Source organism: Aidingimonas halophila, from assembly GCF_900106955.1.
Taxonomy (GTDB): domain Bacteria; phylum Pseudomonadota; class Gammaproteobacteria; order Pseudomonadales; family Halomonadaceae; genus Aidingimonas; species Aidingimonas halophila.
Map to the genome: position 1 here is coordinate 301,488 of NZ_FNNI01000005.1, position 23,453 is coordinate 324,940.

Consider the following 23,453-nt stretch of genomic DNA (forward strand, 5'->3'; position numbering starts at 1 on the left):
TGTCAGGAGCGCGGAGGTTGGGCGTCGAAGCGTTCGCCGCTGTGTTCACGACTCTCAGGTCCCATCAGCCAGAGGTAAGTAGGCATGATGTCCTCAGGCGTTCGCAAGGTGGCCGGATCTTCTCCGGGATAAGCAGTCTTGCGCATCTGGGTGCGCGTCGCCCCGGGGTTCAGGCTATTGATACGGATGGACGAGACGTTCTCCTGTTCATCCGCGAGGATCTCGACAAACCCTTCTGTTGCAAATTTCGATACCGCATAGGCGCCCCAGAAAGCGCGCCCTTTGCGCCCCACGCTTGAAGACGTGAAGATTACCGAAGCGTCTTCCGACTGCTTCAACAAGGGCAGTAGTGACTGGGTCATCCAGATTGGTCCATTGATATTGACCTGCATGACCTGCTCCCACAGCGCTGGGTCGTATTGCTCGAAGGGGGTCAAGCGCCCAAGAAGGCCGGCGTTGTGAAGCAGGCCGTCCAGCCGCCCGAACTCTTTGTCCAGGGTCTCGGCCATGTGCTGGTAATCCGTCAGGCTGGCACCCTCGAGATTCAGGGGATAGATGGCCGGTTGGGGACCACCTGCCGCTTCGATCTCGTCGTAAACGGCTTCCAATTTGGGAATCGTGCGGCCCAGAAGGATGACGGTCGCACCATGGGCCGCATACCGCTTGGCTGCTGCCCGTCCAATGCCATCACCTGCCCCCGTCACCAGAATGACACGCCCTTGCAACAAGTCAGGCGGCGCCTGGTAATCGATCATACACGCCATCATTTTCCCTCAAGACTCAATCGCCACTTTGCTGGAGGAATTCTTCGGCCAGCTCGGCCGCAGTGCTGTCCGGATATTCATCACGAACCCGTGTCAGCAGGTCACGCCCTTCCTCGGTGTTGCCTTGCCGGGAACGCAGCAGTCCCAACTTGTACATGGCATCAGGCACCTTACTGCTATCCGGGAAGTCATCAAGGACACGTTCGAAGGCGTCAGCCGATGCGTCAAGCTCCGATTCCGCCGAATACAGCTCCCCCAGCCAATAATAGCTGTTAGCCGTGAAGCGGGAGTCGGGATACTCCTCGACAAACGCTTCAAAGGCATCGATAGCATCCGGAAAATCTCGTGACTGCACGTATTGAAACGCATCCTGATAGGCTGCTTGGGCGTCAGCATCGCCATTGCTCGTACTCGAGCTACCTGAAGTCACATCCTGGGCTGATTGCGTGTCGACCCGAGGCGATGCGTCCTCCGACTCACTAATGGACAATAATCGTTCTTCGAGATCGAGATAACGCTCCCTGGATAGCTGCTTCTCGCGTTCAAACTGGTGGCGCAACTCTTCCAGTTGACCGCGTAACTGTCGAAGCTGCTCCTGTTGCTCATCCAGTTGGTTCAGCAACATGAGACTGCCACCGGATTGGGCCTGGGTTTGCTCGTAGAATGAGCTTCCGCTACCCGATCCTTGGCTGCCTTCTTGACTGCCCTCGGAGAGATCAGTGATCTCGGGGCCACCCCATACGGACAACGGGAGCACCAAGGCTCCCGTACCGCATAGCCATTTCAGACCATGTTTCATCATTGACTCCTGGTGACAGGGTCATGCCATCTCAATAGGAGAATACCACTCGTCGATTCTTGGCGTAGCTCTCTTCATCGCTGCCGTCAGCAGCTGGCCGCTCCTCGCCGTATGCCACGATATCGATCTTGGAGGATGATACACCCTGCACGTTCAGGTAACGTTCCACGGCTTTGGCACGACGCTCGCTCAACGCCATGTTGTATTCCCGGGTCCCCCGTTCATCGGTGTGCCCCTGCAGTACCACTTCGGCATTGCCGTTGCTTTGAAGGTACTCAGCGTGGTCATTGAGGACGGACTCGAATTCACTACGGATACGATCGCTATCGAATTCGAAATAGATCGTGCGGGTGTCGGGGATGCCATCGGCATCAGCCCCATCCATACCGCTACCCGTGCCGGTACCACTTTGTTGGTCTGCACTCGAGGCGCCTTGAGCCGATGCAGAATCACGGCCGGAATCAGCACCTTCGGTTTCCATATCCCCGTCCTGGGTTCCTCCGGTACTGGAGCAACCTGCGAGTACGGCCAATGCAATCACCGCAGCCAGATGTTTGGCATAAGGCTTGAGTTCCATCGTCAACTCCTTATCAGGAATGAATGACATCAATAGTATTCAGCATTAATTCATGAACGGTGACCATGCTGGCTCCCGTACATTGCCTTCGGTCGAAGGAAGGCGGAACGATGCCCGTCCATCGGCCGATACCGCCCCGAGTTCCCCACGATTTCCTTGCTGGGTGGCGAAGATTACCATGGTTCCGTTGGGGGCAACACTGGGTGATTCATCACGATTCGAATCGGTCAACGTGATCAACCGATCATCATCCAGATCCTGACGCGCGACCCGGTACCCACTGTCGTCCCGGTGAATCATGAAAAGAGAGTCGCCATCGGGGGCGTATCTGCCGCGCGCATTGTAGTTACCGGTAAATGTCATGCGTTGGACATCGCGGCTGCTTAAATCGATCTCGTAGAGTTGCGGGCCCCCGCTGCGATCAGAGGTGAACAGGATGCGATCACCGTCCGGCGACCAGCTGGGTTCGGTATCGATGGCATCGTTGTCGGTGATGCGCTCGAATTCCCGGCTGGCGATATCCAGAACGTAGATTTCGGGCTGGCCGTCCTTGGAAAGTGACATCGCCAGCTTGCGTCCATCCGGCGACCAGGAAGGCGCTCCATTGATGCCATCGAAAGACGAAGCCCTGACGCGCTGGCTGGAAGCAATATCCTGGATATAAATCGCAGGTTCGCCGGTCTCGAATGACACATAAGCCAGCTTCTTGCCGTCCGGTGACCAATCGGGTGAAAGAATCGGTTCATCGGAACTCAGAATCTCCTGATTGTTATGGCCGTCGGCATCCGCAATGTTGAGGGCATAACGTCGGTCATCCTCGCCCCCTTGAGCTGTGACATACGCAATTTGAGTAGAGAAAGCGCCGCGAATACCGGTAATCTCTTCGAAAATCTGGTCACTGATATAATGCGAAGCCGCACGCAACTCGTCCCGCTCGCTGGTAATCACCTCACCCAGCAAGCGCTCTTCACCAACAATGTCGAGCAACTCGAACTGAATGCGATATTGTCCTCCCTCTTCTTCCACGCGACCGACGACAAGGTATTCACTATCGACAGCTCGCCATTCCTGGTAATTGACGTCATCGCTTTGGCTGGGCTCGGCGATCAGTGCATTACGAGACAATGGCTCGAATTCACCACTGCGTTCCAGATCGTTGCTGACGATTTCAGCCATGTCCTCGGGAAGCGACTCGCCCCCCTCGACATCAAAAGGCACGATGGCAATGGGAATGGCGCGGTCACTGCCCTGTGTGATCTCGATGGTCAAGTCAGCCTGAGCTATGGCACTGCTGAGTAACAGTGCGGCTCCAAAACAAAGATTCAGTAAGTATTTCATCAGCTTACATCCCCTGGGCTGAATCGTAGATTGAACTCGCGGAAGCGGCGTTGTGCTCCCGGTGGTAGATCCCGCATTTCCCTGAACGGTGCTGCTCTCTCGACAGCACGTATTACCGAGCGGTCGAACGAGTCGCTACCACTGCTTTGAATCACATTGGTCTCAACCAGTTCACCTGTTGGCAATAAACGTAACCTGACAAGTGCGACGGTATCGGAATCAGCGTCAGGAGGCACATTCCATGCCTGTTCCACATAACGTTTTACCAGATTTTGAAAGCTATTGGCGGCTTCTTCTGCCTGGCGAGCATTGGCAATGGCTTCTTCTTCCCCCGCGATGGCACGGTCCAGACTGCCGCTTGCCGCTTCAGCTGCGCGTTCCGCCTCTTCCTGACGGCGCTGCTCCTCTTCCTCCTGGCGTTGGCGTTCCGCCTCTTCCTGACGGCGCTGCTCCTCTTCCTCCTGGCGTTGGCGTTCCGCCTCTTCCTGACGGCGCTGCTCCTCTTCCTCCTGGCGCTGGCGTTCCGCCTCTTCCTGACGGCGCTGCTCCTCTTCCTGACGGCGCTGCTCTTCTTCCTCCTGGCGCTGGCGTTCCGCCTCTTCCTGACGGCGCTGCTCCTCTTCCTCCTGGCGCTGGCGTTCCGCCTCTTCCTGACGGCGCTGCTCTTCTTCCCTGCGTCGTTGTTCTTCTTCGCGTTGCTGTTCCAGGCGCTCAGCTTCCTGTTGCCGACGCTCCGCCTCGGCTAGCGCCGCCTGTCGTGCCTCTTCTCTCTCCTGTTCAGCAGCTTCCTGGTCAACGCTCTCTTGCTCCTCAGGTTCTTCCTCGGATTGTTCCGGAGGCTCTTCCGGCTCGCTGGGCTCCTCAGTGCTTTCAGAAGGTTCTTCCGATTCACTGTCATCCTCGGAGGACTCGGCACCGCCACTATCGTCCTCGTTTCGGAGTGCCTGGTCAGTGGTCGTTTCCGCTCTGATCAGCGTTGCCTGAACGACCGACGCATCGGTTGGATCGGAATCGCGTGAAGGCAAACTGAGCATACTGATGATGACCACCAATACGTGCAGCCCGATAGCGAGCATTGCTGGCAGGCCATAGCCTACACGCTGGTCGTGTCTGGCCATGACGATACCTTAGTTCTCATCGCCGCTCGGGGGTTCGGAAATCAGCCCCACGTTGGCGACACCAGCAGTTTGTAATGTACTCATTAACGTGACGACCTGCCCGTAAGAAACATTGCGGTCACCGCGCACCATTACAGGGGTATCCGGACGCCGCTCGAGAATGGCGATGATCCGGTCGCCTATATTGTCCAATGAAACCGATGTCTCTTCATCATCCAGCGAGATGTAGTATTCCCCGTCCCGATCGACCGAGACGATAATAGGGTCGCTGTCCTCGACATCTTCAATTGGTTCCGAAGTTACCTGAGGCAGATCGACCTGGACTCCTTGGGTCAGCATCGGTGCGGCAATCATGAATATCACCAGCAGAACGAGCATGACGTCGATGAAGGGAACGACGTTGATCTCGCCCATTGGTTTATTATGACCGCCGCGGTGAAAAGGCCCCTGCATCATAGCGTTCTCCTCAAGCCTCTTCTGAAGTGCCGCGGCCCTGCAGGTTCCGGTGCAGGATCGAGTGGAATTCTTCGGCAAAGTCTTCGTATTTGCCGAGAAGCTTTCCTGAAGCAGAAGACAACCGGTTATAGAAAATGACCGCAGGAATCGCTGCGAACAAGCCCATTGCAGTGGCAATGAGCGCTTCTGCGATCCAGGGTGCTACTGTGGCCAGGGTGGCCTGTTGCGCCATGGAAAGGCTCTGGAACGAGCCCATGATGCCCCATACAGTCCCGAAAAGACCGATATAGGGGCTCGCGGACGCGACCGTGGCGAGAAACACCAGATGAAGATTCAGACGTTCCTCTTCCCGCGACCAGGCCACACGCATGCTCCGCTGCACACCCTCCAGGATCGATTGGGGGTTACGCGTCTTGGGCAATAACCGATTGAACTCACGGAAACCGGCGCGAAAAATATGTTCGGCACCCACGGTTTCCTGTTCAGACGGGGTTTCCTTGTAAAGCTCGTTGAGATCGATGCCTGACCAGAATCGTTCTTCGAAAGCCTGATGCGCGCGTTTGGCACGACGGATGACGAAACTGCGTTGAAAGATCACGATCCAGGACAGTATCGATGCCAGAATCAAAATGAACATGACAACTTGCACGACGCCGCTGGCGTTCATGATCAGATAGGGGATGGACATGGAGTCGTTCACGGGTGTCCTCGTCGATTCTTGCAGTTAACCATGGATAGCCGCGGCAAGCGCCGTCGGCCAGCGTGTCGGTTTGCCTCGAGCCGCATCGATACAAGCGATATCGACTCGGGCGTCACAGATCCCTTCCCCACGACGGGTGACTTCCTGATGGAAACACAGGCGACAGGAAGTGGCTGACTCGACGCTTACGCTCACCTGCAGCTGTTCGTCGAGCCGGGCGGGCTTGACATAACGGCAATCCAGTCGATGAACGACCAATTGGATACCGGTCTGTAGCAACGCTTGTTGTGTCACGTCATACCGGCGTAGCCATTCACTGCGCGCCCGCTCCATATACTTGAGATAATTGACGTAATAGACGATACCTCCAGCATCGGTATCTTCGATATACACGGTCACCGGCCACTGAAACTGACTCATGGTCGTGTTTCTCCCGATGCCTCGGGTGCATCGTCACTTCCACTGGAAAGGCCGAAGTGAAGATATGCCTGTCGGGTGACCATGCGCCCACGTGCAGTGCGCATCATCAATCCTTGTTGGATCAGGTACGGTTCAATGACATCTTCGATCGTATCTCGTTCCTCACTGATCGCGGCAGCCAGGGAATCAACACCGACCGGTCCACCATCGAACTTCTCGATCATGGCCAACAAAAGACGGCGATCCATATGATCAAGGCCATGGCGGTCGACATGAAGCAGGTTGAGCGCTTGATCGGCAATATCTGCTTGAAGACGACCGTCGCCGCGGACTTCCGCATAGTCACGTACACGACGCAACAACCGGTTGGCGATACGCGGAGTGCCACGTGAACGGCGTGCGATTTCCGTGGCTCCTTCGATATCCGACTCGAAACCGAGTAATCGAGCTGAACGGGAAACGATTTCAGTCAGTTCGTGGATATCATAGAACTCGAGTCGCTGAACGATGCCGAAGCGATCGCGCAGAGGGGATGTCAGCAAGCCGGCTCTCGTTGTGGCGCCGACAAGGGTGAAATTCGGTAGATCCAGTTTGATCGAGCGTGCTGCTGGTCCTTCACCAATGACGATGTCCAGCTTGAAATCCTCCATGGCGGGATAGAGGATTTCCTCGACAACCGGGGAAAGCCGATGAATTTCATCGATAAACAGGACATCACCTGGCTGCAGGTTGGTCAGCATCGCGGCAAGATCACCGGCTCGCTCGAGTACTGGGCCCGATGTCGACTTGATATCGACATTCATCTCAGAAGCGATGATGTTGGCCAATGTCGTCTTTCCCAGGCCGGGAGGACCGAATACCAGCGTATGATCGAGGCTCTCCTTTCTCCCTCGCGCGGCACTGATGAAAATATCGAGTTGCTCGCGAACCTGGGGCTGGCCGATGTAATCAGACAGGGTTCGTGGACGTATCGCCCGGTCGAAACCGGCCTCACCTTCCTTTTCATCAGCGGCAATCAGGCGATCACTCTCGAGCATGGGACTCCCCATTCAACATGACCAACATCTTCACGATGTCAGCCTGATAGCTTGCGTGTCAGCGCGGACTTGATCAAGGCTTCCGTGCTCTGGGTCTCGTCAAGACCGGAGAGCATTCGTGTCGCTTCCGCCGGTTTGTAGCCCAGCGAGACAAGCGCTGACTCGGCATCGGCCATAGTGTCGGGGTGACGATTTTCCGATGCCCCCAGCTCTCCTGCCACGCTGGAGCTTGTTGGTGTTTGGCTCTGCCATTGTGGAAATCGATCTCGCATCTCGATGACAAGGCGTTCGGCGGTTTTTCGCCCAACACCCGGTAGTCGAGTCAATGCCTTGATGTCATCCTCCATGACACATCGCATGAAGGCCTCTTCATCCATTCCAGACAGGATAGCCAGGGCTAGTTTGGGGCCGACGCCATTGACCTTGATCAGCGCCCTGAACAGCTCCCGCTCCCGCTCACGGGCAAAGCCGAAAAGCAAATGTGCATCCTCCCGAACACTCAAGTGAGTAAACAGTTGGGTCGTTTCACCGGTACCGGGAAGCGCCATGAAGGTATTCATCGAGGCTTCGATTTCATAGCCCACGCCCCCGACATCAAGCATCAGCCAGGGAGGTTGCTTATCGATCAATGTGCCGTACAGGCGTCCTATCATGCCATGACAGTCCTTGTTTAACGGGAGCGCATTGCCGATTGCCGTGAAGTCAGTCGCTACACGGCATCATGCAGAACTCGCAGTCACTATACTGATCCACTGCCTGGCTGACCAGCATGGTAAAGAACAGTGTTTGATAACGGGGTACGCCAAGTGATGTTGCACTTCTCGATACCCATGATCATTCGGGACGGAAATCACGCCAACGAGTCACTCTTCCGCGTGAAGGACGCCTACGACCCCGTTTGCCCCCGGAGAGCAATCCCTGTCGAGCATGGGCGTGCGTGAGGGCAATGGCCAGTGCATCGGCGGCATCCGCTTGCGGTACGGCATTCAGCCCCAGTACAGCCACGACCATATGCTGAACCTGGGACTTATCCGCAGCGCCCGTGCCCGTGACAGCTTGCTTGATTTGGCGGGCACCGTATTCATGGACGGATAAACCGTGATTGGCGGCACAAACGATTGCCGTGCCTCGCGCTTGTCCCAATTTCAAGGCAGAGTCGGCATTTTTAGCCATGAACACCTGCTCGATGGCAAACTCCCCTACCCTATGCATAGCGATCAATTCGCTGACGCCTGCGTAAATCTGTGCCAGCTTCTGGGCCAGATCGTCAGCCTGGATCCGGATGCAGCCGCTGCCCACATATACGGGTTTTCCGCTATCGACATCGATGAGTCCGTAGCCGGTAATCCGGGAACCAGGATCGATACCCAGAATCAACATGCCGTGCACTTACTCGAGTTGATCGAGAATGGCATCGTCGAAGTCTGCATTGGTGTAGACGTTCTGGACGTCATCCAGATCCTCGAGCATGTCGGTCAGCTTGATGATGCGGCGTGCCAGTTCCACATCCTCGATTCGAGTGTAATTGTCGGGATAAAGCCCCACGTCGCTGGATACCGGCTCAATGCCGGCGGCAACCAGTGCATCCTTGACCGTGCCAAAGGTTTCAGGCGATGTAACGACTTCCAGCGCCCCATTATCGAGTTGTTCGATCTCCTCCGGCTCGGCGTCCAGTGTCGCCTCCATGGCTGCTTCTTCGGTAATCCCCTCCGGTAGCTGCAGACGTCCCTGCTTATGGAACATGAAGGAGACGGACCCTGAGGTTCCCATGTTTCCGCCATGCTTGTTGAACGCATGACGCACCTCGGAAACCGTACGATTACGGTTATCCGTCATACACTCGACCATGACGGCTACTCCCTCCGGACCGTAGCCTTCATACACCGTTTCCTCCATGTCATCGCCCTCGGTGTTGCCGGCACCGCGGTCGATGGCACGCTGGATGGTATCCTTGGTCATGTTGTTGGCGAGCGCCTTATCGATAGCAGCCCTCAGGCGTGGGTTGTCATCGGGCTCCCCGCCTCCCTGTCGTGCAGCTACCGTCAACTCGCGAATCAGTTTGGTGAATATCTTGCCGCGTTTGGCATCTTGAGCGGCCTTGCGGTGCTTGATATTGGCCCATTTACTGTGCCCCGCCATGCAAAAGACTCCTTTGGCATGCCGCCGGCGCGACTGAGATGCCGGTCGGACAGTGTCACACTATATGTTACGTTCAATAAAGTAGGATGTTGCCACTTACTCGCTCGTCGTCTCCGTCTTCGCCTTGTGACGCAGGCGAATATTGAGCTCCTTGAGCTGCTCCGAGGACACATCGCCGGGCGCATCGGTCATCAGACAAGCAGCGCTCTGCGTTTTCGGGAAAGCGATCACTTCGCGAATGGTACGTGCCCCGGTCATCAACATGACCAGACGATCCAGCCCGAAAGCCAGGCCGCCATGCGGTGGCGCTCCATATTTCAAGGCATCCAGCAGGAAACCGAACTTCTCTTCGGCTTCCGCTTCACCAATCCCGAGCACCTCAAAGACAGCACGCTGCATTGCCTGATCATGAATACGAATCGACCCGCCACCAAGTTCGGTTCCGTTCAGCACCATGTCATAGGCGCGGGACAAGGCTTGAGCAGGGTCGGCCTTGAGCGCTTCCCCTGAACAGGACGGTGCCGTAAAGGGATGATGCAATGCAGCGAGCTTGCCGTTGTCGTCCGCCTCGAACATGGGGAAGTCAACGACCCAGAGTGGCGCCCAGTCCTGGGTGTAGAGATCGAGATCTTCACCAAGCTTGACACGCAGAGCACCGATTGCCTCGTTGACGACACGGGTCTTGTCGGCACCGAAAAAGATAATGTCTCCGTCCTGGGCATCAAGGCGGTCCAGCAAGGCGTCGACGACACCCTCCATGAACTTGACGATCGGCGACTGGAGACCTTCGATGCCTTTGTCACGCTCATTGACTTTGATCCAGGCCAGCCCTTTGGCACCGTAAATCCCTACGAACCTGGTGTAATCATCAATTTCCTTGCGTGTCAGTGTCGCACCGCCCCTGACCTTGAGCGCCGCGACGCGGCCATCACTGGCATTGGCTGGGCCTGAGAACACCTTGAAGTCCACATCTTTCATCAGGTCGTCGACATCGACCAACTCCAGCGGAATACGCAAGTCCGGCTTATCGGAGCCGTAGCGGCGCATGGCTTCGGCATAAGGCATGCGCGGGAAGTCGGGCAGTTCAACCTCGAGCACATCCTTGAAAAGCGCGCGAATCATGGACTCGGTGACATCCATGATGTCGTTCTCTTCAACGAACGAGGCTTCCAGGTCGATCTGTGTGAATTCCGGTTGACGGTCGGCGCGCAGATCCTCGTCACGAAAGCATTTGGCTATCTGATAGTAGCGGTCGAATCCCGATACCATCAGAAGCTGCTTGAAGAGCTGCGGGGATTGCGGCAGTGCAAAGAAACTACCGGCATGGGTGCGGCTGGGCACGAGATAGTCACGTGCGCCTTCCGGCGTCGCTCGGGTCAGGATAGGCGTTTCGATATCCAGAAACCCCTGACCTTCCAGGAAAGCGCGCACACTGTGAGAGATGCGTGAACGCATACGCAGCTTGTCGATCATCTCCGGTCGGCGGAGATCGATATAGCGATGCGTCAAACGAACCTCTTCACCGACCTTGCCATGTTCATCGAGTTGAAATGGCGGAGTGGCGGCCGTGTTCAGTACGTCAACGTCATGAGCAAGGACTTCGATCATGCCGGTCGGCATATCGGGATTCTGAGTACCTTCCGGACGTGGCCGCACCCGACCGGCAATACGCAGGACGTATTCATTGCGGGCGCGGTCGGCATTGGCGAATGCCTCGGCGGTATCCGGGTCGACGACGACCTGGGCAATGCCGTCACGATCGCGCATGTCGAGGAAGATCACTCCACCATGGTCACGACGACGGTGGACCCATCCACACAAGGTGACGTCGTGTCCTACCAGAGTCTCGTTCAGCTGGCCGCAATAATGGCTGCGCATGTCAAATCCTGTTCTGTTGCGTTATCAAAATAGTGTTGATGGTTGCTGTCAGGCAACTGCCCCATCCGTGGAAGATGTCGAACTCTGGGAGGACGAACTTCCATCGCCCGCGGAAGTCGAGGACTTGGCCGCCGAACCACCGGCTTGGGCGCCTGAAGAACTCGAGCCGGCATCATCACCGGCCAGATTCTTTTTGCCACCCGATTTAAAATCGGTTTCGTACCAGCCGCCTCCCGCAAGCCGGAAACCGGCAGCCGATACGAGCCGAGTCAACTGATCGGCTTCGCATGACGGACAATCGGTCAATGGGGCGGCACTGATTTTCTGCAGCTTTTCCAGACGATGGCCACAGGCCTTGCACTCATACTCATAGATGGGCATGGTTCTATCACTCCTAAAAGGTCGACACTCCGGGACGACGACCATGGGAACGCGATGGCAGGCGCACCGCGAGCCGCTGGCCAGTGATAGCCATGTAAGGCCAATCGTCGCGCTTTCCAAGCCCTGCCCCTGAAAACTCGACATTATAGCGTGTTGCGCCCCCTGCCGGGCAAGACAACAAAATATCGATACTTGGAAGGAATTTTGTCATGCACGCCGTTCTCCTTGATGCCGCCACCCTTGGCGATGATATCGATCTGTCACCATTGCGAGCTGAAATCGACCACCTCGATGTCTACGACAACACGGCGCCCGAACAGCGCGCATCGCGTTTGCAAGGAGCGAGTGTGGTGCTGGTCAACAAGGTGGTTCTCGATGCCGAATTGCTGCAGTCATTACCGGATCTGAAGCTGATCTGCGTATTGGCCACAGGTACCAATAACATCGATATGCCTGCCGCAGAACGGTTGGGTATCGCCGTGCGTAATGTCACTGCCTATGGCACGGAGAGTGTCGCGCAGCATACCTTGATGTTGATGCTGGCACTGGCAAATCGATTGCCGTTGTATCAACGCGATGTCGCTGAAGGCCGGTGGAATGAGAGTCCCTTCTTTTGCCTGTTGCATCATCGGACATTGGAACTGGCGGGCAAGGATCTCGTTATCGTGGGGCAGGGTGAATTGGGACGGCGTGTCGCCTCTCTGGCGGAAGCCTTCGGCATGCACGTCCATTTCAGCGCTCGCCCAGGCAACGAACGGCAAGATTCACGACCCGCACTCAGCGATCTGGCATCGAAAGCCGACATATTGAGCCTGCATTGCCCCTTGACTGATGAAACCCGCCACCTTGTCGATGCATCGTGTCTCGACGCATTGAAGCCGGAAGCGATCCTCATCAATTGCGCACGTGGGGGGATTATCGATGAGGATGCCGCCTTGGATGCCCTGCGTCAGGGGCGTATCGGTGGACTGGGTGTCGATACGCTGCCTGGCGAACCACCTCGTAACGGGCACGCGCTGATTTCTGCCTTGCAGGAACCCCTCAACCTGATCGTGACGCCACATAGTGCCTGGATCACACCCGAAGCACGTGCCAATGTCGTCAAACTCACCGTCGACAACCTGCGTCAATGGCGGAGTGAAAACCATGGCTGACACTCTGCTCGCCGTGTCCAACCTGGGATCGATCAATATCGACCATGTCTATCGGGTGCCCCATCTCGTGCGTCCTGGAGAGACGCTGTCCAGCACCAGTTATCAGCAAGTACTGGGCGGCAAAGGGGCCAACCAGTCTCTTGCCTTGGCACGTGCCGGTGGCGTTGTCAGTCACTGGGGACGCTTGAACCGGACCGATGATTGGGCACGAGAGATGTTGCAACACTCGGGAGTGCGAACCGACGACGTCGTGCATGCCGACGAACCGAGCGGCCACGCCCTGATACAAGTCGACGATCAGGGTGAAAACGCCATCATATTGTTCCCTGGAGCAAATCATGGCTTCAAGAGTGCGGATATCGATCAACTGATCGCCGCTATGCCGAGCCCGGGCTGGCTACTGCTACAAAATGAATGCAATGCTCTTGACTACACCATGCGCCGAGCATACGAGCATGGCCTGTTCACCGCCTTCAATCCGGCGCCAATGACGGAGGCCGTCAAGACGCTACCGCTTGAGACGTGTTCGTTGCTTTTCGTCAACCGCGGGGAGGCTGTCGGTCTGACGGGCGTCAACGACGATGCACCGCTTGATGAATTGCTCGATGCGCTGGTGCATCGACTCCCGGATAGTGAAATTGTACTGACATTGGGGGCCGACGGGGTCTGCTATCGATCTCCCTCGACATGCCTCACATTGCCGGCCCATCAAGTGACACCGGTCGATACCACCGCAGCCGGGGATACGTTTATCGGTTATTTCATGGCATCAAGACAGGTCAATCAGCCGATCGATGTCTGTCTTCAACGTGCCAGCACGGCTTCCGCGTTGTGCGTACAGCGTACTGGCGCTGCACCCAGCATTCCCGAGATGAGTGATGTCGATCAGGCGTTCTCCAATTGGACAAAACTGATACCATCCGCTGTCGGTGGCGCTTGACGTTCCGTTGTCCCGTTGTAGATGAGGCATTCATGGGTTACCCAATCATTTTCGATACCGATCCCGGCGTGGACGATGCGCAGGCTATCGCCATCGCGTTGACCCATCCTGACATTGAACTGTTGGGACTGACCACGACTTATGGGAACGTCGACGTGACGACAGCCACACACAATGCGTTGCTGCTCAGTGAACTGGCTGAACATCCAGTGCCCGTCGCCCAAGGTGCGGCCGTTCCTCTAGTCAAGACCAGACATCCGGCACCGGCACATATTCATGGCGCGAATGGGCTGGGTAACATCGAACTGCCTGATATACAGAGCCAAGCGCTAGCCACCAGTGCAGCGCAGTTCATCGTCGATACCGTCAATGCTCGGCCGGGTGAGGTGACCCTGGTTGCCGTCGGTCCATTGGGTAATCTCGCAGCGGCGATTCAGCTCGATCCCGGCATCGTTGATAAGGTCAAACATGTCGTGATCATGGGCGGATCGATTCAGGAAGGGGGGAATGTCACACCGGTTGCCGAGGCCAATATTTTCAACGACCCACATGCCGCATCCCGCACCTTGACGGCGGGTTGGCCACTGACTCTGGTAGGCCTGGATGCTACTCACCGATGCATTCTCGAACCCGCCGACATGGCAAGAATCGCCGCGGGTCAGGGCGCCTTGGGACCTGTGCTTGCCGGCAGCTACGAATTCTATCGGGCTTTCTACCAACAGGCACGTGGATTCGATGGATGCTGCCCGCACGATAGTTGTGCCCTGGCCTGGCTACTTGAGCCAGAATTGTTCGCGACCGCGCGTGGCCATCTGACGGTCGTCACCGAAGGTATTGCTGAGGGGCAGACAATATTCGCCCCCGAAGATCGGCAGTTCGCCGACACTCGGTGGTCTCGGACGCCGATGCTGGAGGTCTGTCTCGGAGCCAACGGGCGATCCGTCGTGGACTGGATCGTCGACACGCTGAGCTAGTCACCCTAAGCGCGTCGTCAGAGCGTCAGAAAGGCATCACGGTCTCGCCACTCGACACCTTCCCATTCGATATGGGTGACTTGTGCGTCAGGTGGTCCATGCCAGAGCCATTGACTGACGGCATTGACGGCATCGCCTTCACCGCAGAGCAGAACTTCGACACGTCCATCAGGCAGGTTTTTGGCATAGCCTGTCACGCCCGCCTGCAAAGCACGTTCCTGAGTCGCACGGCGAAAGCAGACGCCCTGTACCTTGCCTGTCACAATCGCTTTGACACAACGCTGACTCATCCCGATATCCTTCTTGCGCACCATGATTGCAGTTACGGACAGTATAAATTCCTGAGCCTGAGCCCCCAATGGGCTCAGTTAGTGGCCAGTTCACGTTTGACTAACACGGCGGAATTCCGCGGTATGATGGGTTTTTCACGCGCTTGTAAGTGACACTTCGTGAAAGCGGCACCGAACAAGAGAATCAGCGAGGAGTAGTAGACCCACAGCAAGATCATGACCACGGAGCCGGCAGCACCATACGCCGATGCTGTGGCGGTATAAGCCAGATAGGCGGCAATCACGTAACGGCCCAGTGCGAACAGGATAGCCGTGACGATGGCACCAATGATTACATCACGCCAGCGCAGTACCACGTCCGGCAACACCTTGAATATGGTGGCGAACAGTACGGCAATCATGGCCAGCGAAATCAGAAATTCAGCACTGCCTGCCAACAGCCCGACAAATGGCAGAAGGTTTTCGGCATGGCTCAACATGGCACGCAACATGATGCCGAACACCAGCGACACCAGTAGAATGAAGCCGATTGACAGAACGACGGTCAGAGACAGGACACGGTTTTTCAGGAAGATGAGCAGACTGTTACCGGAAGGACGCGCTGTCACTCCCCAAAGCATGTTGAGAGAAAACTGCATCTGGGCAAACACCGTCGTTGCACCCGCGAACAGCGCGCCGAAACCCAATAGCGATGGTAGCCATCCCGATGCTTCAATGCGTGACTGCGAGACGGCACGTTCGATAGCATGAGCGGCTTCATCCCCTATCGTTCCCTGTAGTTGCGAGAATATCTGCCCCTGTGCCGCCTCTTCGCCCAATACGATACCAATGACCATCACGGCGATGATGATCGTGGGCGCTAAAGAGAATAGCGTATAAAAAGCCAGTGATCCGGCGTAGCTGAACGCATTGCATTCCAGCCAGAGTTTCATCGCATCGCGAGTAATCCGCCACCAATAGACGACAGTCTTGCCGATCACAGCCAGCTTCCTTCCTTGGCACTTCTTCCTTTCCATCATACGTTATGTTTCCGTCGGCCGTAATCAATGTATTGATATGAAAAGCTGCATTGCAGCGATGCGCTGCGGAATCGATAATGGAACGTTGCGAATTGCTGTTTCGGAGCCAAAATGACTGCGACGAGGGATGATAATCCGCCTCTGGATTTCGACTGCCTGGTATTCATCGGGCGTTTTCAACCTGCCCACCTCGGCCACCTCGCCGTCATCCACGATGCGCTGAAACGGGCACGTCAGGTCATCGTCCTGGTCGGGTCTGCCTGGCAGGCCCGCTCACTTCGAAATCCCTGGCGTTTCAAGGAACGCCACGACATGATCCGCGGTTGTTTCGATGCAGACGACAATGCCCGACTGGAAATCGAACCCCTTCTTGATGCCTTGTACAATGATGATGTGTGGGTACGCGATGTTCAGCGGAAAGTCCGGGATATCGCCGCCCCCCGTGATGGCAAACTCCCTCGGATAGGCTTGATAGGTGCCAGTCGCGGACAGTCGAGTTATTATCTTACCCTGTTTCCTCAGTGGGAATCTGTCAGCGTTCCTCTGGTGGAAGGAATCTCGGCCACGAGCATTCGCGAACGACTCTTTCGTTCCACGTCGTCGGCCAGCGATTATTTATCAACCGGCGCCGCACACGACCTTCCTCCCAGCGTTCATCAGGAACTACTGTCGTTCATACAGAGCGATGACTACCAGAGCCTCAGAGAAGAGCAGGCACTTCTGGAACAATACCGCCAAGCATGGTCTCAGGCACCCTATCCGCCTATTTTCGTGACCGTCAACGCCGTCGTCGTACAATCCGGCCATGTGTTGCTGGTCAAACGTACCGCAGCTCCCGGCAAGGGATTGCTGGCCCTGCCCGGTGGATTCATCAATCCGCATGAACGGTTGCTGGATGCCTGTCTGCGCGAGCTGCGCGAACGGTTGCGGCTCAAGGTGCCGGAACCCGTGCTGAAAGGATCATTGCAGGGGCAACGCCTGTTCGATGAACCCCATCGGAGCTGGCGGGGAAGAACGCTGGCGGAAGCGTTCTATTTTGCGTTGCGGCCAGAACAACAGTTGCCCCGCCTCAAGCCTGTCAAGGGAGGGGACCATGCTCGTTGGGTCGCTCTCGCCGATCTGGAACCGGAAAGCCTCTTCGAAGATCACTTTTTCATTATCCAGAACTTCCTGGGGTTGCCCGCGGATTTCAGCGGTCCGTGAGTCGTGTTCAGATGGCCATGGATGGGATCATCAGGCCTGCAGGAAATCCCGTGGCAATTTCATCATCTGTCGCCATAACTTCTCGACACCGGGCTTATGGACCAGTGAGCACCGGTAAAGCCGTATTTCCAGCGGAACATCCCATTGGTTGTCACCGGCACGCACCAGGCGCCCGTCGGCAAGCTCCTGCCGGATACAGAAATCCGGGATCCAGGCCATACCGGCCCCTTGCAACATCATGCTCTTCAGCCCTTCCGCCATTGCCGTTTCATAGACTGTACGCAACTTCAGACGTAGTGGATCGTTTTTGAGCATCATTCTGACACTGCGTCCCAGGAAAGCGCCCTGCGTGTAGGAAAGAAACGGGATCGGGCCTTCGCCGTCCAGCGGATAACGCGGTTCTCCCCGATCATCGGGTAGACAGACAGGCAACATCTTGACCTGGCCGATGGAAAATGAAGGAAAAACCTCGGCATCCAACTGCATGGTCGCATAGGGATCGTAATAGCCGAGCATCAAATCGCAGTTACCTTCACGCAACACATGGATAGCATCGCCGACATTCATGGCGACCAACCGCGTCGGTAACTCGCCCACCCCCTGCTGCAGCCGTGAAATCCATTGCGGATAGAACGCCAGGGCTAGCGAGTGGGCAGCGACGATATCCAGGGCCTCATTGTCCATGGAAACACCACGTAGGTGCCCGAGACATTCGCCCAGCTGCTCGACCAGATTTCTCGCCGTGACAAGAAACAGTTGCCCTTCCGGCGTCAGTCCGACCGGTGTTGTCGAGCGATCGACCAGGGTCACGCCTACCGCCTGCTCTAACGATCGGATACGCCGACTGAAAGCAGGTTGCGTGACATGACGTTGACGTGCCGAGGCGGAAAAGCTGCGTGTATTGGCCAGGGCCACAAAATCTTCCAGCCACTTGGTTTCGAGGTTCACCGTCTCTCCCGATAGTTCTCCATCAGATCGCGAAGTCTACTCAACTGACTCGCGCATCACCAATGGTGGTGTCGAGTTTTCATAACATAGCGGCTGATTTCGTATATGCAGTCAATGTCTGCCTACTGGATAGGGGCTAGCAGATAGGTCGCGCGTGATACCAGCTTACGCCACATGGGACGGCGCTGCAGTTCTTCAAGCATGACTTGGCGACAATTGGCGAAATCACGTTCGAGCATCGACTCAACTTCCGCGACAAACCGAGAGTCCGCGATATAGGCGGTAATTTCAAAGTTCAACCGGAACGAACGGTTGTCGAGATTGACAGTTCCAACGGTCGCCCCCGCATTATCGATCAGCATCACTTTCTGGTGAAGAAATCCCGGCTGGTAGCGATAGACTTTAACCCCCGCTCTCACCATATCCGGGAGGAAAGCAAACGCTGACAGAAACACCAACAGATGATCCGGTCGTTCGGGCATCATGATTCGAACATCGACCCCGCGCATCGCCGCCAGACGCAGGGCATCCTGAACGCCTTGATCCGGAACGAAGTAGGGGCTGGTGACCCAGAAGCGGTGTTTGGCACCATGAATGGCTTGCTGCACCATCAAACTGGCGGTTTCCTGCTCGTCTGCCGGCCCCGAAGGAATGATGAGTACATCCTGGTTCTCTTCGCAGGTAACTCGAGGCTGCCAGTCAAGCTGCAATATCTCGCCTGTTGCCCAGTGCCAATCCTCCCAGAAAGCCTCTTGCAGCCCGAGCGCGCTCGGCCCGGTCAATTTCAGATGCGTGTCACGCCAGGCACCGTGACGAGCGTGCTGTCCAAGGTATTCATCACCGACGTTCAACCCGCCTAACCAGCCAAGATAACCATCCACGACGACAATCTTGCGATGGTTGCGAAAATTAAGCTGGAACCGGTGCCGGAGACCTCGGGAAGAGTGAAAGGCACTGACATACACGCCGGCATTGCTGAGGTCCCGCAGGTAGCCATCGCTGAGTGAACGACAGCCTATCTCATCGTAAAGAAAGTAGACACGCACACCTTTGGAGGCGGCCTGTTCGAGCCGTTGCTTGAAGCGCTGACCCAGATCATCGTTACGCACGATGAAAAACTGGATCAACACATACTCTTCAGCAGCGTCGATACCGGCAAAGATGCTATCAAACGTCGTTTCACCATCGACGAGCAAGTCGGCTCGGTTACCTGAAGTCAACGGCATCTGAGCCAGACATTCTAGCCCACGTAGCTCATATGGATGATCGCTGCTGGTATAAGGCGCTACCTGAGGGCGGTGCCGTTCGAGCACACGGCGTAGCACGGTATCGCGCTCCCCACGTGCCGATACATAACCATAGAACCTTGGCCGACCGAATATCCAGTAAGCAGGAAGCGCCACGTAGGGAAAAGTGACCAGCGAAATGATCCAGGCAATGGCCCCTTGAGAAGTACGACTGGACATCAGCGCCATGACCGATGACAGTATACCCAGCAGATGCACCAGAAACAGTGCCAGTCCCAGAAGCCACGTCGCCATTACCGCTCCCTGTCATTCTCTCCCCCACGCTGGTTTGATCAACCCCATGGGAGATGGCGTTTAAATCTGCTCAGCGATGATCTCTTTCCATCTGGCGGGTCCCGTCTGATGTACGGATTCCCCGCTGCTGTCGACAGCTACCGTCACCGGCATATCCTCGACTTCAAATTCATAGATGGCTTCCATGCCCAGATCTTCAAAACCGACAATGCGTGACTTCTTGATGGCCTGAGCGACCAGGTAAGCTGCGCCGCCGACTGCCATCAGATAGACAGCACGATTATCTTTGATGGCTTCGATCGCTTCAGTACCACGTTCCGCTTTACCGACCATCCCCAACAATCCGGTTCGTTCGAGCATGGTTCGGGTGAACTTGTCCATGCGGGTCGCCGTTGTGGGGCCTGCCGGTCCGACCACTTCATTCCCAACCGGATCGACAGGGCCGACATAATAGATAAAGCGCCCTTTTAGATTGACCGGCAAGGATTGCCCTTTGGCCAGCATATCGACCATCCGTTTATGGGCTGCGTCACGACCCGTCAGCAACTTACCGTTGAGCAGCAAAGTCTCACCGGGCTCCCAGGCTCGAACTTCTTCAGGCGTGACGGTATCAAGGTTGACACGTTTGACGTTCTCGCCGACGTCGCGAGTGATTTCAGGCCAGTCTTCCAGCCTGGGGGCCGGCAACTCGGCGGGACCACTTCCATTCAGGGTGAAATGGACATGACGTGTCGCAGCACAATTCGGAATGATCGCGACCGGTTTATTGGCCGCATGGGTCGGATAATCCTTGACCTTGATATCGAGAACCGTCGTCAGACCGCCCAGTCCTTGTGCACCTACGCCACTTCTGTTGACCTTGTCATAGAGTTCAAGCCGCAGCTCTTCAGCACGAGTGTTGGCACCACGCGCCTGGAGCGCCTGAATGTCGATCGGGTCAAGCAGGGATTCCTTGGCAAGCTCCATGGCCTTCTCTGCCGTACCGCCAATGCCGATCCCCAGCATGCCGGGAGGACACCAGCCGGCCCCCATCTTGGGTAACTGTTCCAGGACCCAGTCGACTACGCTATCGGAAGGATTGAGCATCGCAAATTTGGACTTTGCCTCACTCCCCCCACCTTTGGCGGCGACATGTATCTCGACAGTATTGCCCGGAATCAGCTTATGATGGATGACTGCGGGTGTGTTGTCCTTGGTGTTCGCCCGTTTTCCGTCCGGATCGGCAAGGACCGAAGCACGCAGGACATTGTCGGGTAATTGATAGGCCCGGCGCACCCCCTCGTTGATCATATCGTCGAGGCTCATGTCGGCATCCCAGCGGACATCCATGCCGACATGAACGAAGACCGTAACGATGCCTGTATCCTGGCAAATGGGACGGTGACCTGTCGCACACATCCGTGAATTGATCAAGATTTGAGCTATTGCATCCTTGGCCGCAGGGTTTTCCTCTTTCGTGTAAGCGGCCTCCATGGCCTGAATGAAGTCCTTCGGATGGTAATAGGAAATATATTGAAGAGCATCAGCGACACTTTGAATGAGATCGTTCTGATGTATCACGGTCATGCGGAAGGTACTCCTCAAAGCAAGCAGAGTTCGTTTCCCGACTGGCACGTTGCAATCAGTGAATCAGCACTGCCACCGGGTATGGTTCTTCTGGGGTCTTGATTTTAACGTAAATTTTTAGCCAAGGCAGGTTTTTGTCAGAAGAAAGATAACGGTATAAAACTGTCGAAAGCTCTCGCGTCACTTCAAATCCAGCAACCTGGCATTCAGCGTCTGTACTCGATCACGAAGGCGAGCAGCCTCTTCGAATTCCAGGTTCTGAGCGGCTTCGTACATGGCATCTTCCACTTTGCCTATTTCCCGAGAGAGCTCCTCGACAGAGAGCCCCTTGATTTCCGATATCCCGTATTCTCCCCTCTGTTCAGCCACTTTCCGCTCACTACGTTGACGCCCTCCTTTCTTGCCTGGCGTCTGGGCCCCTTCCATGATGTCGGCAACGGACTTGGTCACAGTCTGCGGCGTGATGCCATGCTCTTCATTGAACGCCATCTGTTTGGCACGACGTCGCTCCGTTTCATCAATGGCTCGGCGCATCGAGTCAGTGACACGATCCCCATAGAGGATCGCCTTGCCATGAGCATTGCGAGCAGCACGTCCAATCGTCTGAATGAGTGAACGTTCGGCACGCAGGAACCCCTCCTTGTCGGCATCGAGAATGGCCACCAGCGACACCTCGGGAATATCCAAACCTTCACGCAAGAGATTGATGCCAACCAGAACATCGAACTTACCCAATCGAAGGTCGCGAATGATTTCGACACGCTCTACCGTATCGATATCCGAATGCAGATAACGAACGCGAACATCGTGCTCATCAAGGTATTCGGTCAGGTCCTCGGCCATACGCTTGGTCAAGGTCGTTACCAATACCCTCTCCTCGACGGCTGTCCGCAGCTTGATCTCTGACAGCAAATCATCAACCTGTGTCGACGCCGGGCGAACCTCGATTTCAGGATCCACCAACCCTGTTGGGCGTACCACCTGCTCGACAACCTGGCCCGCATGCTCCTCTTCATAAGAGCCGGGGGTTGCCGATACGAATATCGTCTGCGGACAAATCGACTCCCATTCGTCGAATGTCATGGGGCGGTTATCAAGCGCCGAGGGCAAGCGAAAGCCATACTCGACAAGCGTTTCTTTCCGCGAACGGTCACCACGGTACATACCGCCGACCTGGGGAACACTCACGTGGGATTCATCAATGAACAGAATGGCATCCGGGGGCAGGTAATCGAAAAATGTCGGAGGCGCTTCTCCCGGCGCACGCCCCGACAAATAACGCGAGTAGTTTTCGATACCGTTACAATACCCCAGTTCAAACATCATCTCGATGTCGTAGAGGGTCCGTTGCTCGAGCCGTTGCGCCTCGACGAGTTTGTCATGCTTGCGCAACCATTCGAGACGCTCGGCCAATTCTACCTTGATGTTTTCGGCAGCCTGAAGAATCGTCTCCCGGGGCGTGACATAGTGAGTTTTCGGATAGATCGTCATTCGCGGTACTTTTCCACGAACCTCACCGGTCAAGGGATCGAATAGGCTTATCGAGTCGATCTCGTCGTCGAAGAGTTCAACGCGAACGGCTTCGTCTTCCGCATCGGCAGGAAAGATATCAATGACGTCACCCCGTACACGATAGGTACCGCGGCGAAAATCCATGTCATTGCGTGTGTATTGAAGCTCGGCCAGCCGTCTGAGAAACGCTCTCTGGTCAATCAGTTCGCCGCGATTGAAGTGCAAGCGCATCTTCAGGTATTGATCGGGATCACCCAGACCATAGATCGCCGAGACTGACACCACTATCAGGGCGTCACGGCGTTCCAGCAATGCTTTGGTCGCCGACAGCCGCATCTGTTCGATATGATCATTGATCGAAGCATCCTTCTCGATAAAGGTATCGGATGAAGGCACATAGGCTTCGGGCTGATAGTAGTCGTAGTAGGAGACGAAGTACTCGACCGCGTTGTCCGGGAAAAACGCCTTGAACTCACCATACAGTTGTGCAGCCAACGTCTTGTTGGGCGCCATGACGATAGTCGGCCGCTGCAGTCGTTCCACCACATTGGCCATGGTGAACGTCTTGCCGGATCCGGTAACGCCCAACAACGTCTGATGTGCCAGGCCGGATTCCAGTCCCTTCACGAGCCCATCGATTGCATTGGGTTGATCGCCGGCGGGCTGGAATGTCGAATCGATACGAAAGGGTTTGCTCAT

General features: G+C 56.0%; 24 protein-coding genes. 4 read left to right on the forward strand and 20 right to left on the reverse strand.

The features are described from left to right. Positions 1-2 precede the first annotated feature (2 nt). The 14 genes from BLW01_RS11480 to BLW01_RS11545 form a co-directional block, all read right to left on the reverse strand. Positions 3-764 (reverse strand): YciK family oxidoreductase, encoded by a 762-nt coding sequence (locus BLW01_RS11480; protein ID WP_092569993.1) that lies wholly within the window; start codon positions 762-764, stop codon positions 3-5. Between the two features lie 16 nt (positions 765-780). After that, complete coding sequence (gene ybgF / locus BLW01_RS11485) at positions 781-1,563, reverse strand: tol-pal system protein YbgF (RefSeq protein WP_092569799.1); 783 nt, start codon at positions 1,561-1,563, stop codon at positions 781-783. 31 nt (positions 1,564-1,594) lie between these two features. Then, a complete protein-coding gene (gene pal, locus BLW01_RS11490; RefSeq protein WP_092569801.1) occupies positions 1,595-2,140 on the reverse strand; it encodes a peptidoglycan-associated lipoprotein Pal in 546 nt (181 codons plus the stop codon). 45 nt (positions 2,141-2,185) lie between these two features. After that, positions 2,186-3,478: a Tol-Pal system beta propeller repeat protein TolB gene (tolB, locus tag BLW01_RS11495; RefSeq protein WP_092569803.1), complete on the reverse strand. Its 1,293-nt coding sequence runs from the start codon at positions 3,476-3,478 to the stop codon at positions 2,186-2,188. Continuing rightward, positions 3,478-4,596, reverse strand: coding sequence for a cell envelope integrity protein TolA (tolA, locus tag BLW01_RS11500; RefSeq protein ID WP_092569805.1), 1,119 nt, complete (start codon positions 4,594-4,596; stop codon positions 3,478-3,480). Before tolA ends, tolB begins: the two co-directional genes overlap by 1 nt. Before the next feature lie 9 nt (positions 4,597-4,605). After that, positions 4,606-5,049, reverse strand: a complete 444-nt coding sequence (tolR, locus tag BLW01_RS11505; protein ID WP_092569995.1) for a protein TolR — start codon at positions 5,047-5,049, stop codon at positions 4,606-4,608. Positions 5,050-5,062: 13 nt separating this feature from the next. Then, positions 5,063-5,752, reverse strand: a complete 690-nt coding sequence (tolQ, locus tag BLW01_RS11510) for a protein TolQ (protein WP_092569807.1) — start codon at positions 5,750-5,752, stop codon at positions 5,063-5,065. Between the two features lie 24 nt (positions 5,753-5,776). Next, the gene (gene ybgC, locus BLW01_RS11515; RefSeq protein WP_092569809.1) at positions 5,777-6,172 is read right to left on the reverse strand and encodes a tol-pal system-associated acyl-CoA thioesterase; all 396 of its coding nucleotides are present in this window, start codon (positions 6,170-6,172) and stop codon (positions 5,777-5,779) included. Further along, positions 6,169-7,209 carry a Holliday junction branch migration DNA helicase RuvB gene (gene ruvB, locus BLW01_RS11520; protein WP_092569811.1) on the reverse strand — a complete coding sequence of 347 codons (1,041 nt, stop codon included), beginning with the start codon at positions 7,207-7,209 and terminating at the stop codon, positions 6,169-6,171. The genes ybgC and ruvB overlap by 4 nt, the downstream gene beginning before the upstream one ends. Before the next feature lie 38 nt (positions 7,210-7,247). Beyond that, positions 7,248-7,862: a Holliday junction branch migration protein RuvA gene (gene ruvA / locus BLW01_RS11525; protein ID WP_092569813.1), complete on the reverse strand. Its 615-nt coding sequence runs from the start codon at positions 7,860-7,862 to the stop codon at positions 7,248-7,250. Between the two features lie 181 nt (positions 7,863-8,043). Next, positions 8,044-8,589: a crossover junction endodeoxyribonuclease RuvC gene (gene ruvC, locus BLW01_RS11530; RefSeq protein WP_092569815.1), complete on the reverse strand. Its 546-nt coding sequence runs from the start codon at positions 8,587-8,589 to the stop codon at positions 8,044-8,046. A gap of 9 nt (positions 8,590-8,598) precedes the next feature. Then, complete coding sequence (locus BLW01_RS11535) at positions 8,599-9,348, reverse strand: YebC/PmpR family DNA-binding transcriptional regulator (protein ID WP_092569817.1); 750 nt, start codon at positions 9,346-9,348, stop codon at positions 8,599-8,601. 96 nt (positions 9,349-9,444) lie between these two features. Continuing rightward, the gene (gene aspS, locus BLW01_RS11540) at positions 9,445-11,226 is read right to left on the reverse strand and encodes an aspartate--tRNA ligase (protein WP_092569819.1); all 1,782 of its coding nucleotides are present in this window, start codon (positions 11,224-11,226) and stop codon (positions 9,445-9,447) included. Positions 11,227-11,274: 48 nt separating this feature from the next. Next, positions 11,275-11,607 (reverse strand): FmdB family zinc ribbon protein, encoded by a 333-nt coding sequence (locus tag BLW01_RS11545; protein ID WP_092569821.1) that lies wholly within the window; start codon positions 11,605-11,607, stop codon positions 11,275-11,277. Positions 11,608-11,816: 209 nt separating this feature from the next. Between BLW01_RS11545 and BLW01_RS11550 the strand changes: the two genes are divergently transcribed. From BLW01_RS11550 to BLW01_RS11560, 3 genes are read left to right on the forward strand one after another with little or no spacing between them, the layout of a single operon-like run. Beyond that, positions 11,817-12,761, forward strand: coding sequence for a D-2-hydroxyacid dehydrogenase (locus tag BLW01_RS11550; RefSeq protein WP_092569823.1), 945 nt, complete (start codon positions 11,817-11,819; stop codon positions 12,759-12,761). Beyond that, positions 12,754-13,701 carry a ribokinase gene (locus tag BLW01_RS11555; protein WP_092569825.1) on the forward strand — a complete coding sequence of 316 codons (948 nt, stop codon included), beginning with the start codon at positions 12,754-12,756 and terminating at the stop codon, positions 13,699-13,701. Before BLW01_RS11550 ends, BLW01_RS11555 begins: the two co-directional genes overlap by 8 nt. A 32-nt stretch (positions 13,702-13,733) precedes the next feature. After that, positions 13,734-14,675 carry a nucleoside hydrolase gene (locus BLW01_RS11560; protein WP_092569827.1) on the forward strand — a complete coding sequence of 314 codons (942 nt, stop codon included), beginning with the start codon at positions 13,734-13,736 and terminating at the stop codon, positions 14,673-14,675. 17 nt (positions 14,676-14,692) lie between these two features. On the opposite strand, the gene yccX is transcribed toward BLW01_RS11560, so the two are convergent. Together yccX and BLW01_RS11570 are read right to left on the reverse strand one after the other, a co-directional pair. Further along, positions 14,693-14,965: an acylphosphatase gene (gene yccX / locus BLW01_RS11565; RefSeq protein ID WP_092569997.1), complete on the reverse strand. Its 273-nt coding sequence runs from the start codon at positions 14,963-14,965 to the stop codon at positions 14,693-14,695. Positions 14,966-15,039: 74 nt separating this feature from the next. Further along, positions 15,040-15,897 (reverse strand): YihY/virulence factor BrkB family protein, encoded by an 858-nt coding sequence (locus BLW01_RS11570; RefSeq protein WP_373294133.1) that lies wholly within the window; start codon positions 15,895-15,897, stop codon positions 15,040-15,042. A gap of 198 nt (positions 15,898-16,095) precedes the next feature. On the opposite strand from BLW01_RS11570, the gene BLW01_RS11575 reads away from it, so the two are divergent. Next, on the forward strand, positions 16,096-17,187 hold the full coding sequence (locus tag BLW01_RS11575) for a bifunctional nicotinamide-nucleotide adenylyltransferase/Nudix hydroxylase (RefSeq protein ID WP_092569829.1): 1,092 nt from the start codon (positions 16,096-16,098) through the stop codon (positions 17,185-17,187). A 30-nt stretch (positions 17,188-17,217) separates the two neighbouring features. On the opposite strand, the gene BLW01_RS11580 is transcribed toward BLW01_RS11575, so the two are convergent. The 4 genes from BLW01_RS11580 to uvrB all read right to left on the reverse strand — a co-directional run bounded on the left by BLW01_RS11580 (position 17,218) and on the right by uvrB (position 23,453). Further along, entirely contained in the window at positions 17,218-18,135 is a 918-nt protein-coding gene (locus BLW01_RS11580) for a LysR substrate-binding domain-containing protein (RefSeq protein WP_092569831.1), read from the reverse strand. A 122-nt stretch (positions 18,136-18,257) separates the two neighbouring features. Beyond that, a complete protein-coding gene (gene cls, locus BLW01_RS11585) occupies positions 18,258-19,676 on the reverse strand; it encodes a cardiolipin synthase (RefSeq protein ID WP_092569833.1) in 1,419 nt (472 codons plus the stop codon). Between the two features lie 60 nt (positions 19,677-19,736). Beyond that, on the reverse strand, positions 19,737-21,242 hold the full coding sequence (locus tag BLW01_RS11590; protein ID WP_092569835.1) for a fumarate hydratase: 1,506 nt from the start codon (positions 21,240-21,242) through the stop codon (positions 19,737-19,739). A gap of 180 nt (positions 21,243-21,422) precedes the next feature. Next, complete coding sequence (uvrB, locus tag BLW01_RS11595; protein ID WP_092569837.1) at positions 21,423-23,453, reverse strand: excinuclease ABC subunit UvrB; 2,031 nt, start codon at positions 23,451-23,453, stop codon at positions 21,423-21,425.